We start from the raw sequence: 24,350 nt of genomic DNA on the forward strand, positions 1-24,350 counted from the left end.
CGCAGCACCTCGAACACGATGGAGTCGTCGCGGCGGTCGAAGGTGCCGTCGACCATGCGCTGCCCGCGGTCGCCGAATATGAACGAGGCGGCGGCGCCCGACCACGGGGGCTATGGGCCCCGGTCGCGATCTACTGCTGCGAGCACTGCTCGAAGCACTGAATCCCCGAGAGGCCCGGGTACCGCATCGAACCTATGCGGTACCCGGGCTCTTCCCTGCTGTGCGGCCCCCGGAACTCGGTTCGGATCGCTCAGCGGCCCGCGGATCAGTACCCGAACGCCAGCGGCGCCTGGTCGTCGGTCTCCACCCACACGGCCTTCGGCTCGGAGTACTCCAGCAGGCCGTCCCATCCGCTGGAGCGGCCGTGGCCGGAGTGGCCGAAGCCGCCGAAGGGGGCCATCACGTTGATGGTCTTGTAGCTATTGACCCAGATGGTGCCGGCCCGCAACCGCCGCGCCACCCGGTGGGCACGGTCCACGGCCCCGGTCCACACCGCGCCCGCCAGACCGAACTCGGTGGCGTTAGCCAGCTCGATCGCCTCGGCCTCGGTGTCGAAGGGGATCGCGGCGACCACCGGCCCGAACACCTCCTGCTGGGCGATCGGGTCGGTGTTGGACACCCCTGCCAGCAGCGTGGGCGGGAAGAAGAACCCCTCACGGTCCAGGCGGGCACCACCGGCGACCACCTGCGCTGTCCCGGCCGCGGCGTCCACCAGTTCGGTGATGCGCTCCAGCTGGGCGCGGTTCTGCACCGGCCCCACCTGGGTGTCGGCCGCCAACGGGTCACCCTGCTGGATGCTGCGGGCCAGCTCCCCGAGCCGCTCCACCACCTGGTCATGCACCGAGCGCTGCACCAGCAGCCGGGACCCGGCCACACAGCTCTGCCCGGCACCGGAGAAGATCGCGGCGGCCGCCCCGCCCACGGCGCGGTTCAGGTCCGCATCCTCGAACACGATGTTGGCGCTCTTGCCCCCCAGCTCCAGCACACAGGGGATCAGCGCCTCACCGGCCGCAGCCGCGATGCGCCTGCCCGTGGCGGGTGACCCCACGAACACCACCTTGCCGATCCCGGGATGGGTGACCAGGCGCTGCCCGGCCGTCGGCCCCAGCCCGGCGATCACCGCCACCAGGCCCCGCGGGGCGCCGGCCTGCTCCACCAGGGAAGCCAGCACGATCGAGGTCAGGGGAGTGAGCTCGGAGGGCTTCAGCACCACACCGTTGCCGGCCGCGAGCGCCGGAGCGAGCTGCCAGCCGGCGGTGAACACCGGCGCGTTCCACGGCGTCATCTGGGCGACCACCCCGTAGGGCTCGCGCAGTGTGTAGGTGAGGTGGCTGGTGGGCACGGGGATCGTCTCGCCGTGCTGCTTGTCCGCCCAGCCCGCGTAGTACTCGAACATCTCGGCGACCTTGGTGGTCTCCGCGCGGGCGTCGCCCAGGATCTTGCCGCCGGTGCGGGCCTCCAGCCGTGCGATCGGTTCGAGCTGCTCGCGCACCAGCTGGCCGATGCGCCACAGCACCCGGCCGCGGTCCGAGGCGGTCATCCCCCACCAGCGCTGCTGCGCGATGCGGGCCGACTGCACTGCCGCGTCCACCGCCTCCTCGCCGCCGTCGCGGTAGGTGAACAGCTGCTGCTCGGTCGCGGGGTCGATCAGCGGCACCTCGTCGCCGTCGCCGCTGTGCACGACGCCGTCGATCCAGCTGCCCACGGCGTCGGAGCCCATCAACTGGGCCCACAGTGCGGGGGCGGTGGCGGCGGGCGGCTGGGGGTCGGCCTGCTCAGAGGTGTCGTGCTGTCCGGGGGCGTGGTCAGGGGCGGTCATCGCGTGGTCACCATCCTGTTGAAGTCGTCGGCAGGGCCCACCTGCTCGCGCAGGCCGGCCCACATTCGTTCGGCTGCCTCCACCAGTGGGGAGGAGGCGCCCTGTTCGGCCACCATCTCGGCGGCGAGGGCCACGTCCCGGGCCATCAGGCCCACCGGGAAACCGGAGTCGAAGTCACCGGTGAGAACCCAGCGGGGCAGATTCACCTCGGTGACGGCGCTGCGACCGGAGGCGGTGTTGATCGCCGCCAGCAGGCGCTCCAGCTCCACGCCGGAGTTCTCCGCGACGCCGTGCAGGGCCTGGGCGGCGGCCAGGTGGATGCCGCACAGCAGGTTGTTCATCAGCTTCGCGGTGTTGCCCGCGCCCACCTCCCCTACGTGGTTCACGTTGGTGGCCAGCGGTTCGAGGGCCTCCAGCACGGCGGGCAGGTGCTGTTCGGGGCAGCCCAGGAACACGGTGAGCTGTCCTGTGGCGGCGCCGGAGGGTCCGCCGGAGACGGGGGCGTCCACCAGCACGTGGTCGTTCTCGGCGAGGTGCTCGGCGCGGCGTCGGGTGTCGTCCGGCGGGCAGGTGCTGGCATCGATCACCAGCAGCTGGTGGGGTGCCTGGTCGAGGGCCGGCAGGATCTGGTCGACCTGCTCGGTGCCCGGCAGGGACAGCACGACGGTGCGGGCCCCGGCGAGCGCCTCGGCCAGCTCCATGCGCTCCACCCCGTCGGGCGTGGGGCCGGCGCCGGGATCGACGCCGAGCACGCGGTGGCCGGCGCGCACCAGGGTGGCGGCCATGCCGCCGCCCATGTGGCCCAGGCCCACCACGGCGAATGCGCTCATCAGCCGGTCACCCGCAGCGTGATCTCGGCGATCAGGGCGGAGCCCACATAAGTGCCGGTGAACACCAGGAACGCGATGATCAGGATCTTCCAGCCGGACCGGCGCATCACGTCCAGCTCCATGCGGCTGATCGCGAAGCCCGCGTAGGCCAGCGGCGGCACCGCGAGGGCCAGGAAGTCGATCCCGCTGACCAGCGGCAGGATCGCCCCGCTCCACGGCAGCATCGGCAGGGTGAACAGGATCGCCACCAGCGAGATCCATGCGACCGACGGCAGGCGCAGCGGCACGTACTTGGTCAGCAGCAGCCCGCCGATGCACATCACGTACAGCACCGCCAGGCCGATCACGATGTCGATCACCGACAGGTCGGTGGCGAGCATCTGGATCGGCACCGCGATCAGCGACACGATGGCCACGTCGCGAAGGGTGGGCAGCAGCTGGATCTGTTTCTCGTCGCCGGCGGCGAAGTCGAGGTCGGTCAGGTCGTCCTTGGGCAGCTCGGGCCCGGTGGGGGTGGCGTCGGCGGTGGTCATCGCAGCTCGTCCTTCCCGCTGGTGGGGGTGGTGGGATCGGCCGACGGGCCGGTGGCGGAGCCGGTCGTGGTCCCGGTGTTTCCTGCCGGGTGGGCGGCCGCCGCGGCAGCCCGGCGCTCACGACGGGTGCGCGGGTTGCCAGGGTCGTCGGGCCTGGCCCAGCGGTACATCCACTCCACCAGCGGCAGGGCCACGAACAGGCTCACGTACATGCCGGTGGCGTAGGTGAGCAGGTTGGAGGAGCCGGCCAGCGCCGTGATGGTCTCGGTGGCGGCGGGGTCAGCGGCCGACAGGGCCCCGGCGCACGCGGCCATCATGGAGCCGGAGCCGATGCCGCACGCCATGGCCAGGGCCTCCACGCTGAACAGGCCGGAGGTGGAGAACAGTGAGGCCAGCACCGCGAAGATGAACGTGCCGAACAGGGTGCCCATCACGTACACGCCCAGCACGCCGGTGCCCTCGGCGCTGCGCAGCCCGTAGCGGTCGGCAATGATCGCGATGTTCGGCTCGCGGGCGATGGAGTGCACGGCACCGACGGACTCGCGGCCCATCCGCAGGATCCACACGGCGATCGGGAACGCCAGGATGATGGTGCCCAGGTTGCCGATCTCCTGCAGCAGCAGGGCGGGGCCGGACTTGATCACCAGCTCGATGCCGGGGCCGATGTCCGCACCGAAGCGGGCGATGAACGGCATCAGCGCCACCACGATCAGCGGCCCGGCAGCAGCGGCCCGCTCCCGGGAGACCACCTTCTTCATGAACCCCGCGACGTTGGGGTTCAGCAGCAGGGCGATCACGAAGGCGTAAAGCATCGGCAGCAGCAGCACGGCGCCGATACCGATGGGGATGCGGCGCACCCCGATCAACTGGGCCAGGATGCCGACGACCAGCACCAGCAGGTGCAGCGGCCAGAGCCTGGCGAAACCGCGGGCGGTCTCCATGGGGTGCTCCTCGGGGACAGGCCCCAGGCGGTCAGGTCATCCTCGATGCGTCCAGGCCGTTCCTGCGGCAGGCTTACCCCGGAGCGTAGGCGGGCACGAGGGGATGCGGCAGGGACGTCCGTCTCCCGGACTCGGATGGGCATGATGACCTCGGGCCTGGGCCCGCAGGCGCTGCCTGCCGAGGATGCTGCTGCCCAAGACGAGCAACGGTTCAGTCCTTCTCGAGGGTGACCGGCTGCCCGGTGCGCACGGACTCCTGAGCGGCGGCGACGATCCGCACGGTGCGCAGGCCCGTCTCCCCCGTCGGCTCCACGGCCTCCCCGGTGCTCACGGCATCCAGGAACGCGTCGATCAGCAGGGCGTCGTAGTTCGGGCCGTAGGCCAGCCACTGGCCCTGCCCGCCGACGTGCTGGGCGAAGGCGTCGATGTGCATCTGGCCGCCGGTGCCCAGGGCCTGCAGGGTCAGCCCGCCCCAGGTGGGAGAGTTCTTGGGCTGGGACCAGGAGCAGTCGATGGTGGCGACCAGGCCGGAGTCGTAGGTGAGGGTGACCAGGCCGCCGGTCTCGGCGTCCTCGCCGGCGGTGTCGGCCCACAGGATGCGGTTGGACACCGCGTGCACGGTACGGGGGGCGCCGAACATCGAGTCCAGGATAGCGGCCAGGTGCACGGTGTGGTCCACCATGGCGCCGCCGCCGGAGAGCTCCGCATCGCTGAACCACGCCCTCCCCGCCGGGAGCAGGCCGTTGTTGGTGCCGGTCAGGCCGACGACCTGACCGAGGGCTCCTTCGGCCACCGCGGTGCGCAGCGCCTCCACGGCGGGGGCGAAGTGCACAGGGAAGGCGGTCATCAGCACCACGCCGGCCTCGCGGCAGGCATCGACCATGGCTTCGGCATCGGCGACCGTGGTGGCCAGCGGCTTCTCGCACAGCACGTGCACGCCGCGGCGGGCGGCCTCCAGCACCTGGTCGCGGTGATGGGCGTTGGCGCTGGTCACGATCACGGCGTCGGGGCCGTCCGGCCAGGCGTTCCAGGCATCCTCATCGGAGGGGACCAGGCGGCCGCCGGGCCCGGTGCGGTACTCGCCGAAGCCTTCGGGGTCCGAGACCACCAGGTCCACGTCGCCGCGGGCCTCGAGGGCTGCCGCGTAGGAGAGCGCATGGGTGTGGGCGATGCTCAGGATCGCGACCGTGAGGCGGGGGGTGTTCTGGTTCAGCATGGGATGCTCCGTCCGGTGCGCAGGGACTCGAGGGCAGCACGGGACACCTCGACGGCGTACGCGCCGTCGGCCGCGGAGACCCGGGTGGGGGTGCCGCTGGTGATGGCCGCGGTGAACTCGAGGATCTCCTCGGTGTACGGGCTGCGGATGCCGCTGACGTCGGGCAGGTAGCCTCCCTGCTCCTCACGTCGAGCTGAGGCCACGACATCCAGCACCACGCCGGGGTCGCCCGCGGAGTCGTACTGCAGGCGGCCGGCATCACCGGCGATGTCGAAGGTGTAGCGGAAGGCGGTGCCGGGCGGGCCCCACAGCCCACGGCAGTGGCTGATGGCGCCGCCCTCATGGGTGAGGACCACGTGGCCGGTGCGCACCGTGTGGGGGCCGACGCCCACCGACTGCTGCGCGTACACGCTGGTCACGGGCCCGGTAATCCAGATCGCCTGGTCGAGGTCGTGGATCATCTGGTCCATGATGATGCCGCCGGAGGCCTCGTCGTCGGCGTACCAGTCCTGGCCCGGTGCCTCACCGGTGCGTTCGTAGCGCAGCACGGCGGGCGTGCCCACGGCGCCGGCATCGACCGCCTGCTTCGCAGCGGCGTACTGCGGGAAGTACCGCACCACGTGAGCAGGGAACAGGTGGAGCCCCGCGCGCTCGGCGTGCTCCACCACGGCGCGGGAGTCCTCGACGGTGAGCGTCAGCGGCTTCTCGCACACCACATGGCAGCCGGCATCGAGGGCCTGGTGAACGATCCCTGCGTGGGAGGGGGTGGGGGTGCACACGTCCACCACGTCCACCGCGGCCAGCAGGTCGTCGAGGGCCTCGTGCACGGTGGCGCCGTACTGCTCGGCGAAGGCCTCGGCACCGGAATGGCTGTAGCAGTGCAGGTCCACGCCCTGCTCGATCCAGCCGGGGGCGTGCTCGTGGGAGATCCCACCGGTGCCGATGATGCCGACGCGCAGGCCCTGCACTCGGTCGGGGTGGGGCATGTCGTCTCTCCGTCGCTGGAGGTCGGTGGGCGGGCACCGGGTGGCCCCGGTGCCCACGAGCCGCGTAGGGCCCGCGCATGCTCGTCCCCGGGCGCACCCGGGTTCGCACATCGATCCTAGCCCGGTCCGTGCACGTTCACGAGGGGGCCGGGCGCGCAGGCGTGGTCCGCGGGGCCGGCGGAGGGTCAGCCCTTCTGCAGCAGCGGCGCGATCTCCTCGGCCCAGGCGCGCACGGCGTCGAGGTCGCGGAAGTCGCCGGTGGGGGTGCGCATCGACTTCAGCAGCAGGCGCTCGTGCATCGGGATCTTGTCCATGATCACCCAGCCGGGGAAGTTCTTCACCGCCACCGGGGAGAAGCCCAGCATCTCCACGAAGGAGTCGGCCGCCTTCTGCTTGCCGCCCTTGGCCGGGTCCGCTGCGGAGCCCGAGCAGGTGAAGAAGGCCATCGGCTTGGTGGACAGGACCTCGCGGTGGGACTTGGCCCAGGCGGTAGCGGGCTTCTCGGCGGCATCGATGCGCACGCCGGAGCCGAGCACCACGGCGTCGTACCCGGTGGGGTCCGGTGACTGGTCCACGTCCACCAGCTCCGCGGGGACACCGGCGGCGGTGAGGGTCTCGGTGATGGTCTCGGCCAGGGTCCTGGTGGCCCCGGAGTGGGTGGCGTACGCGACGAGAACGGTCATGCGTTCACTATCGCACCGCGCGCCGCCACCCGCCCGGGACTTCGTCACTGCGGTGCCGGTGCCGGACCTGTCCGCGCACCCCGGTTCGACGATCGATCGCAGACGCTCATCACCAGAGCGCGCACGCCCCATCACCTCATCACCGCAGCACCGCAGCACGACAGAACCGCCCCGCGGGTGGTCAGGACACCCACGGGGCGGTTCAGCCCTCCGTCACAGGACGGGAAGGATCACAGCAGCGCCGCGTACAGCTCCCGGATCTCCTCGCGGGTGGCGGAGCGCGGGTTGCCAGGGGTGCACACGTCGGCGAAGGCGTCATCGGCCAGATCGTCCAGGCCCTCCTCGCTCACGCCCACCTCGCTGATCCTCGTGGGGTTGCCCAGGTCGCGGGTCAGGGCGGCGACGGCCTCGCAGGCGGCCTACCGCACCTCGGCGAGGCCCATCTCACGGGCTCTCTCGACACCGAAGGCCAGGGCGATGTCGCGGTACTTCTCACCGGTGTGCCCGGCGTTGTAGCGCATCACGGGGGCCAGCAGGATGCCGTTGGCCAGGCCATGCGGGGCGTTGTACCGGCCGCCCAGGGGGTGGGCCATGCCGTGCACCAGGCCCAGGCCCACGTTGGAGTAGCCCATGCCGGCGATGTAGCTGGCGTAGGCCATCTTCTCCACCGCCTCGGCGTCACCGTCTGCGGCCTTGCGGAGGTTCGCGGCGATCATCTGGATGGACTTCAGGTGCACCGCGTCGGACAGCTCCCAGGCTCCGGGGGTGATGTAGTCCTCGATGGCGTGGGTGAGGGCGTCCAGGCCGGTGGCGACCTTCAAGGAGCGGGGCATGCCGTCCATCAGGTCGGGATCCACGATGGCGATCACCGGGATGTCGTGCGGGTCTACGCACACGAACTTCCGCTCCTTGGCGGTGTCGGCGATGACGTAGTTGATGGTGGTCTCGCTGGCGGTGCCGGCGGTGGTGGGGATGCCGATGATCGGGACCGCGGGGTGCTTGGTGTCGGCGACGCCCTCGAGGGAGAGCACGTCGGAGAACTCGGGGTTGGCGGCGATGATGCCGATGGCCTTGGCGGTGTCCTGCGGGGAGCCGCCGCCCAAGCCGATGATCACGTCGGCCCCGGAGTCCTGGAATGCCTTCACACCGGCCTGCACGTTCTCCACCGGCGGGTTGGGGACCACGTCCGAGAAGATCTCGTAGGGGAAGGAGGCCAGGTCCAGCAGGTCGGTGATGCGGGCGGCGGTGCCGGTCTCCAGCAGCACCGCATCGGTGATCAGGAAGGCCTTGGTGAAGCCGCGTCGGCGCAGCTCGGGCGCCAGCTCCTGCAGGGCGCCCCGGCCGAAGTAGCCGGTCTGGTTGACGATCATGCGGTAGGCCATGGAGTGGGTTCCTCTCGAACTCCGGTCGCGCGATGCGGCCTGGTGCAGTGGGTGTGCGGGGATGGGTCGTGGGTGTGCAGATGACCGCGATCGACGCCCCCGTAGGCGTCAATCGATTCACAGATACTGTCTACTCGACAGCCACCGGTACTGGGGCCGAACGTCCTGCCTCACCGACATACATCCCATGAATCCGAGGCGCCGACGAGTCAGCGACCCGGCTGCCCCACGCCCGATGCCCGACTGCCCCACCCAAGACCCGAGCGCTCCAGCTCAGGGGCCGGCTTCCCCCAGCCCAGGACCCGACTGGCCCACGCCCGGCGCCCGTCTGCCCCATGCACGGCGCGGGGCGTGGGTTGCGGGGACTGAGAGCGGGACGCACCTCAGAACCACATCCTGGTTCTGAGGTGCGTCCGGCTCTGAATGTCCGGGCACCAGCTCCGGGCGCCTCCCGGGCATGACCCCGGCAAGAGCGGAGAGCAGGATCCATCCGATCTCTGCTTCCCGTCGTTCGAGCAGGCGGGGATCGGAGGCGTCCGCTCGTGCCAGCGGTCCTCAGTTCCCCCGCTGGTCCCCGTAGTGCTGCACGATCGCCTTGACCATCGACCCCAGTCGCATCCGCTCAGGCTGCAGCACAGGGATGTCCAGCTCCTCGTACGGGCCGGCGTTGACGGGCCCCACCACGGGAAGCACCAGGTCACCGGCCTTCGCGCGCCCCCGGATCCCGTCCAGCACCCCTTCCTCCTGGGCGACCTCCAACCAGCGCGCAGCACCGGGCGCGGCGGTGGAGACCACCGCGTCGAGCTTCCCCATGGCGGCGTCGTGCACGGAACGCCGCACGGCCTCGGGGTCGCGGGGAGGACCCCAGCGGTACACCGTCAGGCTCACCACCTCGGCACCCATCTCGTCCAACAGCTCGTCGAGCCCGTCGGCCCCCGAGCCATGGTGCTGCACCGCGACCCGCTGGCCGGTCACGTCCAGGGTGCGCAGGTGGTCGGCGACCTCCGCGGCGGTCTCAGACTCCGACACCCACGCGGCACTCAGGCCCGCCTGTTGGATGGCGCCGCGCCCCTTGGGCCCGCGCGCCAGGATCGTGGCACCGGCGAGCGCGGTGCGCAGCTCATCGGCGATGCCGGCGGCGGTCGCGGCCTCGAACCAGCCGCGCATGCCGATGCCGGTGGTGATCACCACCATGTCCGGGGGGCTGGCGATCAGCTCCCGGGTGCGCTCCAGCAGGGCCTCGTCGTCCACGTGGGGGATGTTCGTGAGCGCGGCGGCTACGGACACCTGGGCGCCGTGCCGTTCGAGAGCGGCCGAGAGCTCCCCGGTGCGGCGGTCCACGGCCAGCAGGATGCGCCTGCCCTCCAGGGCGTCCGAGAGGCGGGGCGATTCCGGGGATGCGCTCATGACCTCAGCGTACGGGGGCAGCGAGGGCCCGCGCGGTCCTCTCGTCCTGCGAAACACTCGGTCCATCAGGTTTCGTCTGTCGGCCCGGTCCGTTAACCTCCTGTGAGGCGGGTCACCCGCGAGGTGGCGTCGGCCATGGCCGGCGGTTACCGCAGCCCGCTCTGACAGTCCGCGATCGAGGAGGAACCATGACCGATACGACGAAGGATCCGCAGGAGAACGAGGGCCCGGCCGACGGCGGTGCCGCAGGCGTGCCCGGCGTGCAGGATGGTGGCGCCGATGGCGGGGCCGAGGGTCCCGCTGACGGTGGCGCATCCGGTGTCCCCGGCGTGCAGGACGGCGGCGCCGATGGCGGAGCCGAGGGCCCGGCCGACGGCGGCGCATCCGGCGTCCCCGGCGTGCAGGACGGCGGCGCCGACGGCGGGGCCGAGGGCCCGGCCGACGGTGGCGCCTCCGGCGTCCCCGGTGTCCAGGACGGCGGCGCCGATGGCGGGGCCGATCGATAGTGAGCAGTTCTGACTCTGATCTCCAGCACCCCGGTTCCCGTGAGGGGGCCGGGGTGCTGGGATCCCGCCTGACCGATGTGAGCCGTGAGCAGTTCGCCGGCGAAGTATGGGGGAAGAAAGCCCTGCTCACCCGTGGTGCGAGCGACTTCTCGGACCTGTTCAGCGCTGATGCGGTGGACGAGCTGATCTCCCGGCGGGGCCTGCGCTCGCCCTTCCTGCGGGTCGCGAAGGACGGTGCGACGCTGCCCGTGGCCTCCTTCACCGCCGGGGCCGGGGTGGGTGCCACCGTCAGCGACCAGCTCGACGACACGGCCCTGTGGCGGCACTTCCGCGACGGCGCCACCCTGGTGCTGCAGGCCCTGCAGCGCACCTGGGAGCCTCTCGGGGCATTCAGTGCCGCCCTCGCCGACGAGCTGGGCAGCCCGGTGCAGGCCAACGCCTACATCACGCCCCCGCAGAACCAGGGCTTCGACGACCACTACGACGTGCACGACGTGTTCGTGCTGCAGATCGAGGGCACCAAGCGGTGGGTGCTGCACCCGCCCGTTCTGGATGCCCCGCTGCGGGACCAGCCGTGGACCGACCGCCGTGAGCAGGTGGCAACTGCCGCCGCCGAGGAGCCGTACATCGACGCGGTGCTGGAGCCGGGCGACGCCCTGTACCTTCCGCGGGGCTGGCTGCATGCCGCCACCGCGCAGGGCGAGGTGTCCATCCACGTCACCCTGGGGATCCACAACTGGACCCGGTACGCCGTGGCCGAGCAGGTCACCCAGTCCGTCCTCGCGCTGCTGCGGGAGGATCCGACGATGCGGCAGAGCCTGCCGCTGGGGGCCGACGGACCGGACGAGCAGGTGCTGGCCCTGGTCAAGGACAGCATCAGCGCTGTGCTCGGCGATGCGGACCCGTCGGCAGGACTGGCGCGCACCAGGCGGGGGCAGGCCCGGCCGGCACCCCTGGGGCCGCTGGCCCAGCTGGCCGCACTGCGGGGCCTGGCCGACGACTCCCGGTTCGTGCTGCGCGAGCACCTCGATGCACGCCTGGACGGGACACGCCTGTGGACCCGCGTGGGGTGGCTGGACTTCTCCGAGGACGAGCTCCTCCACGTCCGTGCCGCGCTGGACGGCCAGGAGCTCACCCCGCAGAGCAGCGGACGGGCGCTGGTGGAGCGCCTGGTGCGTTCCGGGGTGCTCGTCCCGGTCGGCAGCTGAGCTTGACCGGGCCACGGAGCAGCGACGCCGGGCGGCGGGGTGCTGCCCCAGTTCCGCGGCAGCATGCGTTCCGCTGCGCGGATGCGGCACGGGAGCGCGGTGACAGCATCGGCGGGACCGCGCCCCGCGGCACCTACTGGGTGCTGGTGGAGCATCGCGGCGGCTGGCCCGTCAACGGCTTCGACGGTCTGGACCTCGACCCGGACGTGTACACCGAGGTATTCGCCGCGGCGCAGGCGCTGCGGGCCCGGATCCTGCTGATCCGGCGGCACGGCCGCCGTTCACGGGCCACGTCCGGCCACTGGGGCGTGATGCACCTGGCGGGCCCCGGTGACCTGCGGCAGATCTGGGGCAGATGGCGGCACGATGCGGACCTGCTGGGCATTCCCGTGGCGCTGCGTGAGGTGGCGAAGGCGTCGACGCGAGCAGGAGCGGACGAGGACCACCCACCCGTGATCCTGGTGTGTGCCCACGCCCAGCACGACCTGTGCTGCGCGATCCGCGGCAGGCCGGTCGCTGCAGCCCTCGCCGAGCGCTGGCCCAAGCAGGTGTGGGAGTGCTCGCACGTGGGCGGGGACCGTTTCGCGGCGAACGTGCTGGTGGTGCCCGACGGCGTGTACTACGGAAACCTCGAGGCGAACAACGCGGTCGACGTGCTCGAGGACCACCTGGCAGACCGGATCGGTTCGCGATACCTGCGCGGATACACCGACCTGGCTCCGGTGGAGCAGGTGGCGGTGGGTGCGGCTCTCAAGCACTGGGGGCCCGCGGGCCGCTTCGCCCACCGGATCGACTCGGCCGACTTCGAGGATGGCCGCTGGCGGGTACGGGTGCGCCGGGTTCCCACCGAGCAGGTGCTCGAAGTGGAGCTGACCGCCTCGCGCACCGTCCCCCACCAGCTCACCTGCCGCGGCCCTCAGAAGGCCATGGCAGTGACGTTCACGGTGCAGTCGGTGACCGCATGTTCTACGATGTAGCACATGAGTGAGATCGGGATCCGTGCCTTGAAGCAGAACGCCTCCGCCGTCGTGGCCGAGGCCGCTGCCGGTCACACGGTGACGATCACCGATCGAGGGCGGCCCGTGGCGCAGATATCGGCCTTGCCGCACTCCGCCCTCCAACGCCTGCTCGACTCCGGACGGGCCCGGCTCCCCAGGGTCAGGCTCAATGAACTGCCGGCACCCGCACCGGCAACGAGTTCAGGCCCGGCGATATCCGAAGAACTGCAGGCGATGCGCGAGGCAGAGCGCTACTGACCCATGGCTCACTACCTGGATACGTCCGCACTGGTGAAGCTGGTCGTGGCCGAGGCCGAGACCCCCGCACTGCGCGCGTGGCTGGAGTCGAACTCCCCCGTCGCCGTGACCTCCGACCTCACGCGCACCGAGCTGTTCCGCGCCGTGCGCCGCGTGGACCCTTCTCGGAGCCCGCACGCCCGAACCGTCCTTGACGCACTGATCATCATCAGTATCACCTCCCACATCTTCGATGCCGCCGGCCTCCTGGATCCGGTGGTCCTCAGATCGCTGGACGCCGTCCACCTCGCCGCAGCTCTGGAACTCGGGGACGATCTCGACGCTCTGGTCACCTATGACGACCGTATGGGCGAGGCTGCCCGCGCCCTGGGGATCCGGGTCCTCTCGCCCGGGCACGATCACCCCTGAACCCGTGAGGCTCCGGCGTCGAGGGTCGGGCATAGGGTGACGGCCATGCGAATCATCGAGGACGCCGACGCCCATGCGCTGCCGTCGCAGCCCACCGGCACGCCGTCCACCCGGGAACCGTTCTGCGCGCTGACCGGTTCCGTCGGCTCGGAGCTGGCCACCTGGGCGGCAGCTCAGCTGGACCTGGCACTTCCGCTCAGCAACCACACCCCGCATCGGCCCACGATCACCCTCGGTGACGACAAGGGCCAGCTGGTGGTGTTCTCCTTCGACGCCGACGGCACCCTCACACCTATCCGTCTGTTCGCCGGCGCCGGCGGCCTCCTGGTGGTCGGCCCGGACGAGGACCTCGCCTGGATCCGGGACCACCTGTGGTCCCGCGAGGGGCAGCAGACCCTGCAGGGCGCCGACGTGTGGGCGGTGCTGATCGACCTGCTCCACGAACTGGCGGTGGACACCCAGGACGTGCTGGACGAGCTGTCCGATCAGAGCCGTCACCTGGAGACCCGGGCCAGCGGCTTCACCTCGGCACCCGAGCGGCGGGCGATGGCCGAGCTGCGCAACCACCTGTTCTCGATCCAGGAGATCGCCGATACCCAGCATCGGCTGCTGGCATCGGACGGGGAGCTCGCTCAGACGCTCAGCCCGGATCATCGCCGCCGACTGCGCCGCAGCGCGAACGCGGTGGACTCGGTGCGCTCCCGCGCATCCCAGCTGTATGCGCGCCTTGGTGACGTGCTGCAGCAGCAGGGCACGATCATCTCCGAGCGCCTCACCTTCGTGGCCACGATCTTCCTGCCGCTGAACCTGGTGGCCGGGCTGTTCGGCATGAACTTCGGCTGGCTCACCGACCGGATCGGCACCTTCGGGGCGTTCCTCGGCCTCGGCGTGGTGCTCCCTCTGCTGCTGATGGGCGCGACGATGGTGCTCACCCATCGGGTGGCCCGCTCCTCCTGATCGACCATCACCGTTCCCCTGGCCTTCGGGTTTGATCGAGCGCACACTGGGCGGACGGCCGATGCCGCCGTGGCACCGACCGTGTTGAATATTCGCCTCGCTGGGGTCCGCTGATCGAGGGTTCGGGTGCCACGTCGCTGCCGTAGCGGTGGCGTCGTTCGGGACCACCAGTGGTGTCGTTGGGGCCGCTCTGTCTACGCTCCTTCCGCCGTGTGTATAGGGCACGCGGCGGAAGGAGCAATCTGGAATGGTACGGAAGATCAGGGCGAAGCTGGTGCTCCAGCTGCGCGCAGAAGGTCTGTCGGGGCGAGCGATTTCGTCCTCGCAGGGCATGTCCCGCAAGTCCGTGAGGGCGGTGTTCGAGGCCGCTGACGCTGCAGGGATCGGGTGGGGCGATATCGCGGACGTCGCCGATGAGCAGGTGTATGCCCGGTTGTTCCCGGGCCGGGGCGAGCACGAGAGCGTGTTCGCACAGCCGGACTGGGAACAGGTCCATCGAGAGATGGCCAGGGTCGGCGTGACGCTGAAGCTGTTGCACGGCGAGTACTTCGACGCGACCACGGCGGCTGGGGATCCGGCGATGGGGTATGACCGGTTTTGCCGCACCTACCAGCACCACGTCATGGTCACCGGTGCCGCTTCGAGAGTCGGTCACAAGGCCGGCCAGAGCGTGGAGGTCGACTGGTCCGGCCCCACGATGGAGCTGGCCGATCCGGTCACCGGCGAGGTCTCGAAGGTGTTCTTGTTCGTTGCCTGCCTGCCTTTTTCTCGTTACGCGTTCTGCTTCCCGGCGCTGGATATGCGCCAGGAGTCCTGGCTGCGAGCGCACGTAGCGATGTTCGAGGCGCTGGGCGGGACGGTCCCGAGGATCGTTCCGGACAACCTCAAGACCGGTGTGGTGAAGCACCCCCGCGAGGGCGAGATCGTCCTGAACGATGCGTATCGCGAGATGGCAGCGCATTACTCGGCGGCGGTGCTCCCGGGGAGGGTGCGGAAACCGAAAGACAAGGCGAGCGTGGAGAACACCGTCGCGCACGTCGCGACCTGGGTCATCGCCGGGCTGCGGGATCAGCGATTCACGTCCCTGCCCGAACTTGCAGCCGCCATCGGGCAGCGGATGGAGGCCTATAACGCGGAGCCGTTCCAGAAGCGGCCCGGATCCCGCGCCAGCGTGTTCGACGCGGAGGAGCGGCCGCTGCTGACGCCGCTGCCGGCGGTGCCCTACGAGATCTCGACATGGCACTACGGACGACGAGTGGGCAGGAACGGGCACGTCACGTTCGCGCGGAACTTCTACTCCGCGCCGTTCGCGCACATCGGCGCGAAGGTCGATCTGCGCATCACGGCCCGGACGCTGGAGATCTATCAGGGCAGCCAGCGACTGACCAGTCACCTGCTGCTCCCGGAGACCGCGAGCAATGAGTACCGCACCAACGACGCGGACCTACCTGCGGGCGAGCGTTTCCAGGCCTGGGACGCGCAGAGGGTGCGGGCGTGGGCAGATCGGGTCGGGCCGGCCACGGTGATCGTGATCCAGCGGATCTTCGAGTCCGTGCCGATCGTGGAACAGGGCCTGGATCCCGCGTTGGCGGTGCTACGGCTCTCTCGCCGCTTCTCCGTAGATCGGGTCGAGGCGGCCTGCGCACTCGCGCTGACGGGACGGGTCCGTTCACCGCGCTATGCGCATCTGCACCCGATCTTGGCCACCGGGCAGGACAAGGTCGCCGCCCTGCGTCCACCCCGCGAGGAACCCGCGGAAGACGGCGGATACGTCCGTGGCGCCGACTACTACGCCGGAGGTGTCCGGTGAGCGTGATCGATAACGACACGAAGCGGAAGCTGCGCGAGATGGGCGCGACCGCGCTGCTGGACGCGATCGATGCCCAGGATGAGGCTCACGTGCTGGGGATGTCGTTCCAGGAACGGCTCCAGCTGATCGTGGACGAGGCGCATTCCATCTTCAATCATGGAAAGGTCGAGGGTCTGATCCGCCGGGCGGGGCTGCGTTATCCCGGAGCGGACCTGCGGCGGCTGGATCTGGTCGAGGAACGGGGACTGAACCGGAACGTGATCGCGCAACTGGCAACCTGCTCCTTCATCCAGCGGCAACAGAACGTGGTCTTCCAGGGCTTCACCGGCTCAGGGAAGTCCTACCTCGGCTGCGCGCTGGCGAAGCAGGCCTGCCAGCACCGGCTCCGAGCCCACTACATCCGAATGCCCGACCTCGAAGAGGCCTGGGCCCTGGCAAAGGACAAGCCGCAGGGCCAGACGAAGTTCCTGCGGAAGTACTCCACGTTCTCGCTGCTGGTGATCGACGAGTGGCTGCTGGACCATCCTGACGAGGGAATGCGTTCGATGCTGCTGGAACTGCTCGAGCGCCGCTATGACACCGGCTCGACCGTGTTCTGCACCCAGTACCCGAAGAAGGACTGGCACGCCCGGCTCGGTGGAGCAGTCCACGCCGATGCGATCATGGACCGCATCGTGCACAACACAATCTGGATCGACACCGGCGACAGGAACATGCGAGAACACACCGCACTGCCCCAGTGACCCGATGCCGGCGGGAGCCAGTGGTCCCCACCGCGGCGGCTACTGGCCCCCGTCGGCACGATCGGCGGTCCCCAAGAGCAAGATTCGGTGGCTCCCACGACTACGAATACTCACGTGTCACGAAGGAGTGAGCCATGAAGCGATTGCTGTCCGGCATCGCCAGTCTTCTGCTGCTCGTCGGCCTGGGCATGGCCGTCCCCACCGCAGCCGAGGCCGCACCCTATTGCGGCATCAGCTGGGGCTCCAACAGCGAGACCCGTTCCGGGTACTCCACCTCCCACCTGAAGAACCTGCGCACAGGCAAGCACGACTGCTACGACAGGCTCGTCATCGATCTCGACCACCGCGTCACCGGCTACTCGGTCAAGTACGTCAGCGCAGTGCGTCGGCGCGGCTCCGGATCGGTGGTGTCCCTCGCGGGCGCGGCCGACCTGCAGATCACCCTCAACGCCCCCGCCTATGACGACAGCGGGCGCGCCACCTACTCACCTGCCCGCCCGAACACCGCGGTGAACGTGGCCGGGTGCCGCACCTTCCGTCAGGTCGCCCTCGCCGGAAGCTTCGAGGGGGAGACCACGCTGGGCCTCGGTGTGCGCGCACGCCTGCCCATGCGGGTCACGGTGCTGAACGGGCCCGGATCCGGGTCGCGCATCGTCGCGGACGTCGCCCACCGGTGGTGAGCCCCACCCCCTGAGCGGCAGTTCCCGAGCCCCATGCAGGTCAACGCAGAAGGCCGCCTCCCTCACGGGAAGCGGCCTTCTGTCCTGCCTGGTGGAGACTAGGGGGGTCGAACCCCTGACCTGAAGCTTGCAAAGCTACCGCTCTACCAACTGAGCTAAGTCCCCGTGCGCGTGAAGCGCGGTATCGAGTGGACGGTGTCAGCCCCGCTGTGCGGGAACCGGCTGGGCCTGCGGGGAGGCCTTGGCCGCGTCCTGCTCGGCGGAGATGGACTCTGCTTCGTCCCACAGGTCGTTGCGTAGCCGATCCGATTCCACCTTCCGCCAGACGAGGACGCCGGCGATGGTGCTGCTGATCAGTACTGCTGCGATCTGTCCGAACTTCTTCACGAGTCCTCCGATCCTCGAAGTGGGCCTAACTGGACTTGAACCAGTGACCTCTGTCTTATCAGGACAGCGCTCTAACCGACTGAGCTATAGGCCCGTGATGGCTGTTCCGAGCCGATCCCGCAGGATCGTACCGGGCGTGCCACCGACGCACAACGCTACAGCGGATCCAGTCGTCGCGTCCAACCGGTCGGGGAGGTTGTACGGGAGGTCACAGCCGCGACCGCCCCCTAGGGTGGCTCCATGAGCGAGCAGCGTGCGATCGAGGCCCTGGAGGCCACCGGACTGGACTTCACCCTCACCCGCCACGGCCGGGTCTCCTCCCTGGCCGAGGCCGCCGAGGCCCGCGGTGTGCAGCCCCGCGACCTGATCAAGACCCTGGTGGTGCGCCGCGCGGACGACGACTTCCTGTTCGTGCTGGTGCCCGGTGACCGGGAGATCTCCTGGCCGAAGCTGCGCTCCCTGCTCGGGGTGAGCCGCATGTCCATGCCCGACAAGGACGTGGCCAAGCAGGCCACCGGCTACGAGCGCGGAACCATCACACCGTTCGGCTCCACCACCGCCTGGCCTGTCGTCGCCGACGCCTCCCTGGCCGGTGAGCCGGATCGGATGATCTCCCTGGGTGCCGGGGCGCACGGCGTGGCCGTCACCGTCAACGCCGAGGCAGCCATCGCAGCGCTGGAGGCGCAGGTCGCCGACGTCACCGAGCTGCAGTAGGCCCGTCAGGCCCGTCGGCAGATCCGGCCGGCGCGGAGACAGCGAGGCGCAGACAGCAGATGAGTGGACGCCAGTGGCTGTTTCACGGTCTGAAATCAGCCACTGGCGTCCACTCAGTGGGTCACTCGTCGGTGAAGGTGAGCTTCAGACCGCCCAGCAGCGCCGCCACCAGGTTGTACAGGAACGCCAGCAGGGTGCCCAGGGCGGTGATGATCACGACGTTGATCACGGCCACCACGGTGCCGTAGCTGACCATCTTGGAGAAGCTGAAGAAGTCCATGAATGGCAGCGGCTTGTCGCCGTTCAGCGAGCGGCCCAGCTCGTCGATCTGGGTCCACAGGCCGATGGCGTCCACCAGGTTCCACAGCAGCGCCACGGCCACCACGGTGGAGATGCCGATGGCGATCGCGATCAGGAACGACAGCTTCATCACCGAGAACGGGTCCAGCCGTGCCAGGGTCAGGCGCACGCGGCGCGGGCCGCGGCGCTCCCGCTCGTTGGCGCTGCCCGCCGAGGCGGCGGACTTCGCCGGGCTGCGGCTGGCGCCCTTGGACGAGTCACCGCGGCCGTCGCCCAGCTTCGTCGAGCCACCCTTGGAACCGGAGCCGCTCCTGGAACCGGCAGAGCCCTTGGAGCCCCTCTCTCCCTGGGAGCCTGCGGTGTCATCCACCTCGGGCAGGGTCGAGGTGGAGTCGCCGCGCTCGTCGTTGCTCGTGGTCACGGGGTCACTCCTCGTTCAGGGTGTCGTCGTCGGACGACGGTTCGGACGCGTCCGAGCCTAGAGCATCGTCCTCGGGGGACGGCTCCAGCGACGCGGCATCAGCGGATTCCTCCATAGGATCCTCGCCCGTGGCACTCTCCGTGGCGTTCTCCGTGGCGTTCTGCGTGCCCTCGACGGCCTCGGCGACCTCATCGGCCTCGAGCTCGTCGTCCACCTCCGCCTCGGCGGTGGTGGTGACCAGGATGATGTGGTCGCCCTTGTCGGGCTTGGCGAACACCACGCCCATGGTGGTGCGGCCCTTGGCGGGCACACCGTCCACACGGGAGCGCACCACCTTGCCGCGCTCCATCACCACCAGCACCTCGTCGGTCTCCTGCACCACGGCGGCGCCGACCAGGTGACCGCGGTCGTCCGGCAGCTTCGCCACCCGGATGCCCAGGCCACCACGGCCCTGCAGGCGGTACTCGTCGATGCTGGTGCGCTTGGCGAAGCCGCCGTCGGTCACGGTGACCACGAAGGTGCCGGGGCGCACCACGTCCATGGCCAGCAGCTCGTCGTCGTGACGGAACTTCATACCGGTCACGCCGCTGGTGGCGCGACCCATCGGCCGCAGCACATCGTCGGCCGCCGGGAAGCGCACGGACTGGCCGTTGCGGGAGACCATCAGCAGGTGGTCGTCGCTGTTCACGGCGCGCGCCGCGATCACCCGGTCGGGGCGGGGACCCTCGGGGCCGTCCACCTCGCGCAGGTTGATCGCGATGATGCCACCGGTGCGGTTGGAGTCGAAGGCCGACAGCGGGGTCTTCTTCACCAGGCCCGAGCGGGTGGCCAGCACCAGGAACTCGGCATCCTCATAGGTGTCCAGCGACAGCACCGAGGCGATCCGCTCGTCCGGCTGGAAGGCCATCAGGTTGGCCACGTGCTGGCCCTTGGCGTCGCGCGGCGCCTCCGGGATCTCGTAGCCCTTGGAGCGGTACACGCGGCCCTGGTTGGTGAAGAACAGCAGCCAGCGGTGGGTGGTGGTGGTGAAGAAGTGCTCCACGATGTCGTCGGCCCGCAGGGAGGCCCCGCGCACGCCCTTGCCGCCGCGCTTCTGCGCCCGGTACTGGTCGGTGCGGGTGCGCTTGACGTAGCCGCCCTTGGTGATGGTGACGACCACATCCTCCTCGGGAATCAGGTCCTCCATCGACATGTCCGAGTCGAAGGGCAGGATCTGGGTGCGGCGGTCGTCGCCGTACTTCTCGACGATCTCGGCGAGCTCCTCGGAGACGATGCGGCGCTGCCAGGCCGGATCGGCCAGGATCCCCTCGTACTCCTCGATCATGGCCTGCAGGCGATCGTGCTCATCGATGATCTTCTGGCGCTCCAGGGCTGCCAGGCGGCGCAGCTGCATCGCCAGGATCGCGTTGGCCTGGACCTCGTCGATCTCCAGCATCTCCATCAGCCCGGTGCGGGCCTGGTCGGCATCCGGGGAGCGACGGATCAGCGCGATCACCTCGTCCAGCGCATCCAGCGCCTTGAGGTAGCCGCGGTAGATGTGGATCTGCTCCTGCGCCTTGCGCAGGCGGTACTGGGTGCGCCGCACGATCACGTCGATCTGGTGGCGGGTCCACTCACGCACGAAGGAGTCGATCGACAGGGTGCGGGGCACCCCGCCGGCCAGGGCCAGCATGTTCGCGGAGAAGTTCTCCTGAAGCTGGGTGTGCTTGTAGAGGTTGTTCAGCACCACCTTGGCCACGGCGTCGCGCTTGAGCGTGATGACCAGGCGCTGGCCGGTGCGGCCGGAGGTCTCGTCGGTGATGTCGGCGATGCCCTGCATCTTGCCCAGCTTCACCAGCTCGGCGATCTTGCGGGCCAGGGTGTCGGGGTTGACCTGGTACGGCAGCTCGGTGACCACCAGGGACATGCGCCCGTTGATCTCCTCGGTGCTGACCACGGCGCGCTGGGTGATGGAGCCGCGGCCGGTGCGGTACGCCTCCTCGATGCCCTTGGTGCCCACGATGGTGGCGCCGGTGGGGAAGTCCGGGCCCTTGATGAAGCGCAGGCAGGCGTCCAGCAGCTCGGGCTTGGTGGCCTCGTGGTTCTGCAGCAGCCACTGCACGGCCTCGGCCACCTCGCGCAGGTTGTGCGGCGGGATGTTGGTGGCCATGCCCACGGCGATGCCGGAGGAGCCGTTGACCAGCAGGTTCGGGAACCGTGCGGGCAGCACGACAGGCTCGGAGATGGTGCCGTCGTAGTTGTCCTGCACATCGACGGTGTCCTGGTCGATGTCGCGCACCAGCTCCAGGGCCAGCGGCGCCATCTTGCACTCGGTGTACCGGGGGGCGGCGGCGCCGTCGTCACCGGCGGAGCCGAAGTTGCCCTGCCCCAGGATCAGCGGGTACCGCATCGACCAGGGCTGGACCAGGCGCACCATGGCGTCGTAGATGGCGGAGTCGCCGTGGGGGTGGTAGTTGCCCATCACCTCGCCGACGACCTTGGCGCACTTGGAGAACGAGCGGTCGGGCCGGTAGCCGCCGTCGAACATCGCGTAGATGATGCGGCGGTGGACGGGCTTGAGGCCGTCGCGCACGTCCGGCAGGGCGCGGCCCACGATCACGCTCATCGCGTAGTCGAGGTAGGAGCGCTGCATCTCCTGGTTCAGATCGACCTGGCTGATCTTGTCGACCTCGTTCTCGTCCAACGGGTCCACCAGGGTGACGGTGCGGTCGGTGGCCTCGGAGGCGGAGATCTCGGTGGTGCCCGCGGGGCCGATGCCGGTGGCGGGCGCGCCGTCCAGGCGGGTGTCCTCGCTGCTCGCCTCGGGGGTGGTGGCGTCGGCACCGGGCTCGACGGGGGTGTCACCGCCGACGTTCTCGCCGGGGGTGGTGGGGTCGTTCGGGGTGTCGCTCATGCGGGAAGACCTTTCGCGTCGGATCCCGGAGGATCCTGGGGCAGCGGGTGGGGGCCGGCCGCGGGGCGCGCGCGGGGACCGGTGAGGATCCGGCGCGCGGCGCCCGGGCCGATCAGATGTCGAGGAAGCGGACGTCCTTCGCGTTCTCCTGGATGAAGCGGCGACGTGCCTCGACGTCGTCGCCCATCAGCACCGAGAAGATGGTGTCCGCATCTGCGGCCTCGTCCACGGTGACCTGCTTCAGGGTGCGCACGTCGCGGTCCATGGTGGTGGTCTGCAGCTCGCGCCAGTCCATCTCGCCCAGGCCCTTGTAGCGCTGGATCCCGTTGTCCTTGGGGATCCGCTTGCCGGCGGCGCGGCCGGCCTCCAGGCGCTGGTCGCGCTCCTCGTCGCTGAACACGTACTCGTGCGGCGAGTTGGACCACTTCAGGCGGTACAGCGGCGGCATCGCGATGAACACGTGGCCCAGCTCGATCAGCGGCCGCATGTAGCGGAACAGCAGGGTCAGCAGCAGGGTGCAGATGTGCTGGCCGTCCACGTCGGCATCCGCCATCAGGATGATCTTGTGGTACCGCAGCTTGGTGGCGTCGAAGTCCTCGCCGATGCCGGTGCCGAAGGCGGTGATCAGCGAGCGCACCTCCTGGTTGTCCAGGGCGCGGTCCAGGCGGGCCTTCTCCACGTTCAGGATCTTGCCGCGGATCGGCAGGATCGCCTGGGTGCGTGGGTCGCGGCCGGAGACGGCGGAGCCGCCGGCCGAGTCGCCCTCCACGATGAAGATCTCGGACTCGGCAGGGTTGCGGGAGGAGCAGTCGCGCAGCTTGCCGGGCATGCCGCCGGTCTCCAGCGGGGACTTGCGGCGGGTGGCGTCACGGGCCTTGCGGGCCGCCTCGCGGGCCATCGCCGCGGCCTGCGCCTTGGTGACGATGGAGCGGGCCTCCTGCGGGTGGGACTCCATCCACGCCACCAGCTGGTCGTTCATCACCTTGACCATGAAGGTGCGGGCGATGGCGTTGCCCAGCTTGGTCTTGGTCTGGCCCTCGAACTGCGGCTCGCCGAGCTTCACGGACACCACGGCGGTCAGGCCCTCGCGGATGTCCTCACCGGTGAGGTTGGCGTCCTTCTCCTTGATGATGCCCTGGGCGCGGGCGTACCGGTTCACGATCGCCGTCAGCGCCGTGCGGAAGCCCTCCTCGTGGGTGCCGCCCTCGTGGGTATTGATGGTGTTGGCGTAGGTGTGCACCGACTCGGAGTAGGCGCCGGTCCACTGCATGGCGACCTCGACGGAGATCTTCACCTCGGTGTCCTCGGCCTCGAAGGCGATGATCTCGGGGTGGATCACCTCGGCCCGCTTGGCCTTGTTGATGAACTCCACGAAGTCCTGCAGACCCCGCTCGTAGCGGTAGGTCCAGGTGGGGTGCCCGGTGGGCTTGTCCTCACCCTCGGCGGCCGTGTCCTTCTCCGCCTCGAGCTCGACGTCGACGAGGTCATCCTCGCCCTCCTCGATGTGCACGGGCCGCTCATCGGTCAGGGTGATCGCGAGGCCCTTGTTCAGGAACGCCATCTGCTGGAAGCGCTTGCGCAGCACCTCCACGTCGAACACGGTGGCGTCGAAGATCTCGTCGTCCGGCCAGAAGGTGATGGTGGTGCCGGTCTCGGTGGTCTCCTCACCCTTGTCCAGGGGGGCCTCCGGCACGCCGCGCACGTACGCCTGGCGCCACACGTGGCCCTGGCGGCGGATCTCCACCTCCATGCGGCGGGAGAGGGCGTTGACCACGGAGGAGCCCACGCCGTGCAGGCCGCCGGAGACGGCATAACCGCCGCCGCCGAACTTGCCGCCGGCGTGCAGCACGGTCAGCACCAGCTCCACGGCGGGCTTGTTCTCGGTGGGGTGCATGTCCACCGGGATGCCGCGGGCGTGGTCGACGACCTTGACGCCGCCGTCCTCCAGCAGGGTCACCTCGATCGAGTCGCCGTGCCCGGCCAGGGCCTCGTCCACGGAGTTGTCGACGATCTCCCACACCAGGTGGTGCAGGCCGCGCTCACCGGTGGAGCCGATGTACATGCCGGGGCGCTTGCGCACGGCCTCGAGGCCCTCGAGGACGGTGATGTCCGAGGCCTCGTAGTGCTCGGGGGCGTGCGCCGCGCTCTCGCTCGCGCTCATCGCGGCAGGCTCGGGCGTCGCCTGGGCCGCTGCCTGATCGGGGGTGGGATGGTCGCTGTCGCTCACGTGATGTGGCTCCTCGCAGTCCGGGGGCACTCGGCTCCGGTGG

22 protein-coding genes, 2 tRNA genes and 1 pseudogene are annotated in these 24,350 nt (G+C 70.0%); 10 read left to right on the top strand and 15 right to left on the bottom strand.

The genetic code is table 11. From position 1 onward, the window contains the following. Nucleotides 1–265: 265 nt before the first annotated feature. The 9 genes and pseudogenes from JOD52_RS15935 to JOD52_RS15975 form a co-directional block, all read right to left on the bottom strand. Nucleotides 266–1,819, bottom strand: coding sequence for an aldehyde dehydrogenase family protein (locus tag JOD52_RS15935; RefSeq protein ID WP_204411129.1), 1,554 nt, complete (start codon nt 1,817–1,819; stop codon nt 266–268). Next, on the bottom strand, nt 1,816–2,649 hold the full coding sequence (locus JOD52_RS15940) for an NAD(P)-dependent oxidoreductase (RefSeq protein WP_204411133.1): 834 nt from the start codon (nt 2,647–2,649) through the stop codon (nt 1,816–1,818). The genes JOD52_RS15935 and JOD52_RS15940 overlap by 4 nt, the downstream gene beginning before the upstream one ends. Next, nucleotides 2,649–3,182, bottom strand: a complete 534-nt coding sequence (locus JOD52_RS15945; protein WP_204411135.1) for a hypothetical protein — start codon at nt 3,180–3,182, stop codon at nt 2,649–2,651. Before JOD52_RS15945 ends, JOD52_RS15940 begins: the two co-directional genes overlap by 1 nt. After that, nucleotides 3,179–4,123: a DUF3100 domain-containing protein gene (locus JOD52_RS15950; protein WP_204411137.1), complete on the bottom strand. Its 945-nt coding sequence runs from the start codon at nt 4,121–4,123 to the stop codon at nt 3,179–3,181. The genes JOD52_RS15945 and JOD52_RS15950 overlap by 4 nt, the downstream gene beginning before the upstream one ends. Nucleotides 4,124–4,334: 211 nt before the next feature. Next, nucleotides 4,335–5,339: a Gfo/Idh/MocA family protein gene (locus JOD52_RS15955; RefSeq protein WP_204411139.1), complete on the bottom strand. Its 1,005-nt coding sequence runs from the start codon at nt 5,337–5,339 to the stop codon at nt 4,335–4,337. Then, on the bottom strand, nt 5,333–6,325 hold the full coding sequence (locus JOD52_RS15960; RefSeq protein WP_204411142.1) for a Gfo/Idh/MocA family protein: 993 nt from the start codon (nt 6,323–6,325) through the stop codon (nt 5,333–5,335). Before JOD52_RS15960 ends, JOD52_RS15955 begins: the two co-directional genes overlap by 7 nt. 185 nt (nt 6,326–6,510) lie before the next feature. After that, nucleotides 6,511–7,008 (bottom strand): flavodoxin domain-containing protein, encoded by a 498-nt coding sequence (locus tag JOD52_RS15965; RefSeq protein ID WP_204411144.1) that lies wholly within the window; start codon nt 7,006–7,008, stop codon nt 6,511–6,513. A 230-nt stretch (nt 7,009–7,238) separates the two neighbouring features. Beyond that, nucleotides 7,239–8,390 (bottom strand): annotated as a pseudogene (fucO, locus tag JOD52_RS15970) (lactaldehyde reductase). A 555-nt stretch (nt 8,391–8,945) separates the two neighbouring features. Further along, nucleotides 8,946–9,797 carry a uroporphyrinogen-III synthase gene (locus tag JOD52_RS15975; protein ID WP_204411146.1) on the bottom strand — a complete coding sequence of 284 codons (852 nt, stop codon included), beginning with the start codon at nt 9,795–9,797 and terminating at the stop codon, nt 8,946–8,948. Between the two features lie 188 nt (nt 9,798–9,985). Here JOD52_RS15975 and JOD52_RS15980 point away from each other — a divergent pair, with 188 nt between their 5' ends. From JOD52_RS15980 to JOD52_RS16020, 9 genes are all read left to right on the top strand, one after another. Then, nucleotides 9,986–10,303, top strand: a complete 318-nt coding sequence (locus JOD52_RS15980; RefSeq protein WP_017823500.1) for a hypothetical protein — start codon at nt 9,986–9,988, stop codon at nt 10,301–10,303. Further along, complete coding sequence (locus tag JOD52_RS15985) at nt 10,303–11,511, top strand: JmjC domain-containing protein (RefSeq protein WP_204411148.1); 1,209 nt, start codon at nt 10,303–10,305, stop codon at nt 11,509–11,511. Before JOD52_RS15980 ends, JOD52_RS15985 begins: the two co-directional genes overlap by 1 nt. 146 nt (nt 11,512–11,657) lie before the next feature. Then, entirely contained in the window at nt 11,658–12,488 is an 831-nt protein-coding gene (locus JOD52_RS15990; RefSeq protein WP_338124121.1) for a sucrase ferredoxin, read from the top strand. 3 nt (nt 12,489–12,491) lie between these two features. Beyond that, a complete protein-coding gene (locus tag JOD52_RS15995) occupies nt 12,492–12,767 on the top strand; it encodes a type II toxin-antitoxin system Phd/YefM family antitoxin (protein WP_204411150.1) in 276 nt (91 codons plus the stop codon). Between the two features lie 3 nt (nt 12,768–12,770). After that, entirely contained in the window at nt 12,771–13,175 is a 405-nt protein-coding gene (locus JOD52_RS16000; protein WP_204411152.1) for a type II toxin-antitoxin system VapC family toxin, read from the top strand. Between the two features lie 45 nt (nt 13,176–13,220). Beyond that, nucleotides 13,221–14,132, top strand: coding sequence for a CorA family divalent cation transporter (locus JOD52_RS16005; protein WP_204411154.1), 912 nt, complete (start codon nt 13,221–13,223; stop codon nt 14,130–14,132). Nucleotides 14,133–14,379: 247 nt separating this feature from the next. Next, nucleotides 14,380–15,942, top strand: coding sequence for an IS21 family transposase (gene istA / locus JOD52_RS16010; protein WP_204408388.1), 1,563 nt, complete (start codon nt 14,380–14,382; stop codon nt 15,940–15,942). Beyond that, the gene (locus JOD52_RS16015) at nt 15,939–16,685 is read left to right on the top strand and encodes an ATP-binding protein (protein WP_338124028.1); all 747 of its coding nucleotides are present in this window, start codon (nt 15,939–15,941) and stop codon (nt 16,683–16,685) included. Before istA ends, JOD52_RS16015 begins: the two co-directional genes overlap by 4 nt. Nucleotides 16,686–16,819: 134 nt before the next feature. Beyond that, nucleotides 16,820–17,365: an AMIN-like domain-containing (lipo)protein gene (locus JOD52_RS16020; RefSeq protein WP_204411156.1), complete on the top strand. Its 546-nt coding sequence runs from the start codon at nt 16,820–16,822 to the stop codon at nt 17,363–17,365. 89 nt (nt 17,366–17,454) lie between these two features. On the opposite strand, the gene JOD52_RS16025 is transcribed toward JOD52_RS16020, so the two are convergent. The 3 genes from JOD52_RS16025 to JOD52_RS16035 form a co-directional block, all read right to left on the bottom strand. Beyond that, nucleotides 17,455–17,530: transfer RNA gene (locus JOD52_RS16025), tRNA-Ala, on the bottom strand. A gap of 33 nt (nt 17,531–17,563) precedes the next feature. Continuing rightward, a complete protein-coding gene (locus tag JOD52_RS16030) occupies nt 17,564–17,752 on the bottom strand; it encodes a DLW-39 family protein (protein ID WP_204411157.1) in 189 nt (62 codons plus the stop codon). A gap of 20 nt (nt 17,753–17,772) precedes the next feature. After that, nucleotides 17,773–17,846 (bottom strand) — tRNA-Ile (locus JOD52_RS16035). A gap of 146 nt (nt 17,847–17,992) precedes the next feature. Here JOD52_RS16035 and JOD52_RS16040 point away from each other — a divergent pair. After that, nucleotides 17,993–18,466 carry an aminoacyl-tRNA deacylase gene (locus JOD52_RS16040; RefSeq protein WP_204411159.1) on the top strand — a complete coding sequence of 158 codons (474 nt, stop codon included), beginning with the start codon at nt 17,993–17,995 and terminating at the stop codon, nt 18,464–18,466. A 121-nt stretch (nt 18,467–18,587) separates the two neighbouring features. Here JOD52_RS16040 and JOD52_RS16045 read toward each other — a convergent pair whose 3' ends face one another. From JOD52_RS16045 to gyrB, 3 genes are all read right to left on the bottom strand, one after another. Continuing rightward, a complete protein-coding gene (locus JOD52_RS16045) occupies nt 18,588–19,187 on the bottom strand; it encodes a DUF3566 domain-containing protein (RefSeq protein WP_017823509.1) in 600 nt (199 codons plus the stop codon). Nucleotides 19,188–19,191: 4 nt separating this feature from the next. Continuing rightward, on the bottom strand, nt 19,192–22,080 hold the full coding sequence (gene gyrA / locus JOD52_RS16050; protein ID WP_239551941.1) for a DNA gyrase subunit A: 2,889 nt from the start codon (nt 22,078–22,080) through the stop codon (nt 19,192–19,194). A 112-nt stretch (nt 22,081–22,192) separates the two neighbouring features. After that, nucleotides 22,193–24,307, bottom strand: coding sequence for a DNA topoisomerase (ATP-hydrolyzing) subunit B (gene gyrB, locus JOD52_RS16055; protein ID WP_338124122.1), 2,115 nt, complete (start codon nt 24,305–24,307; stop codon nt 22,193–22,195). Between the last annotated feature and the right edge of the window lie 43 nt (nt 24,308–24,350).

Origin of the sequence: Brachybacterium muris (assembly GCF_016907455.1) — a bacterium.
In the GTDB taxonomy this organism is placed as follows: Bacteria; Actinomycetota; Actinomycetes; order Actinomycetales; family Dermabacteraceae; genus Brachybacterium; species Brachybacterium muris.

What these genes read in the sequence shown, in the direction of transcription:
- JOD52_RS15935 (WP_204411129.1), bottom strand. Translation starts at nt 1,819, where the DNA reads ATGACCGCCCCTGACCACGCCCCCGGACAGCACGACACCTCTGAGCAG.
- JOD52_RS15940 (WP_204411133.1), bottom strand. Translation starts at nt 2,649, where the DNA reads ATGAGCGCATTCGCCGTGGTGGGCCTGGGCCACATGGGCGGCGGCATG.
- JOD52_RS15945 (WP_204411135.1), bottom strand. Translation starts at nt 3,182, where the DNA reads ATGACCACCGCCGACGCCACCCCCACCGGGCCCGAGCTGCCCAAGGAC.
- JOD52_RS15950 (WP_204411137.1), bottom strand. Translation starts at nt 4,123, where the DNA reads ATGGAGACCGCCCGCGGTTTCGCCAGGCTCTGGCCGCTGCACCTGCTG.
- JOD52_RS15955 (WP_204411139.1), bottom strand. Translation starts at nt 5,339, where the DNA reads ATGCTGAACCAGAACACCCCCCGCCTCACGGTCGCGATCCTGAGCATC.
- JOD52_RS15960 (WP_204411142.1), bottom strand. Translation starts at nt 6,325, where the DNA reads ATGCCCCACCCCGACCGAGTGCAGGGCCTGCGCGTCGGCATCATCGGC.
- JOD52_RS15965 (WP_204411144.1), bottom strand. Translation starts at nt 7,008, where the DNA reads ATGACCGTTCTCGTCGCGTACGCCACCCACTCCGGGGCCACCAGGACC.
- JOD52_RS15975 (WP_204411146.1), bottom strand. Translation starts at nt 9,797, where the DNA reads ATGAGCGCATCCCCGGAATCGCCCCGCCTCTCGGACGCCCTGGAGGGC.
- JOD52_RS15980 (WP_017823500.1), top strand. Translation starts at nt 9,986, where the DNA reads ATGACCGATACGACGAAGGATCCGCAGGAGAACGAGGGCCCGGCCGAC.
- JOD52_RS15995 (WP_204411150.1), top strand. Translation starts at nt 12,492, where the DNA reads ATGAGTGAGATCGGGATCCGTGCCTTGAAGCAGAACGCCTCCGCCGTC.
- JOD52_RS16000 (WP_204411152.1), top strand. Translation starts at nt 12,771, where the DNA reads ATGGCTCACTACCTGGATACGTCCGCACTGGTGAAGCTGGTCGTGGCC.
- JOD52_RS16005 (WP_204411154.1), top strand. Translation starts at nt 13,221, where the DNA reads ATGCGAATCATCGAGGACGCCGACGCCCATGCGCTGCCGTCGCAGCCC.
- istA (WP_204408388.1), top strand. Translation starts at nt 14,380, where the DNA reads ATGGTACGGAAGATCAGGGCGAAGCTGGTGCTCCAGCTGCGCGCAGAA.
- JOD52_RS16020 (WP_204411156.1), top strand. Translation starts at nt 16,820, where the DNA reads ATGAAGCGATTGCTGTCCGGCATCGCCAGTCTTCTGCTGCTCGTCGGC.
- JOD52_RS16040 (WP_204411159.1), top strand. Translation starts at nt 17,993, where the DNA reads ATGAGCGAGCAGCGTGCGATCGAGGCCCTGGAGGCCACCGGACTGGAC.
- gyrA (WP_239551941.1), bottom strand. Translation starts at nt 22,080, where the DNA reads ATGAGCGACACCCCGAACGACCCCACCACCCCCGGCGAGAACGTCGGC.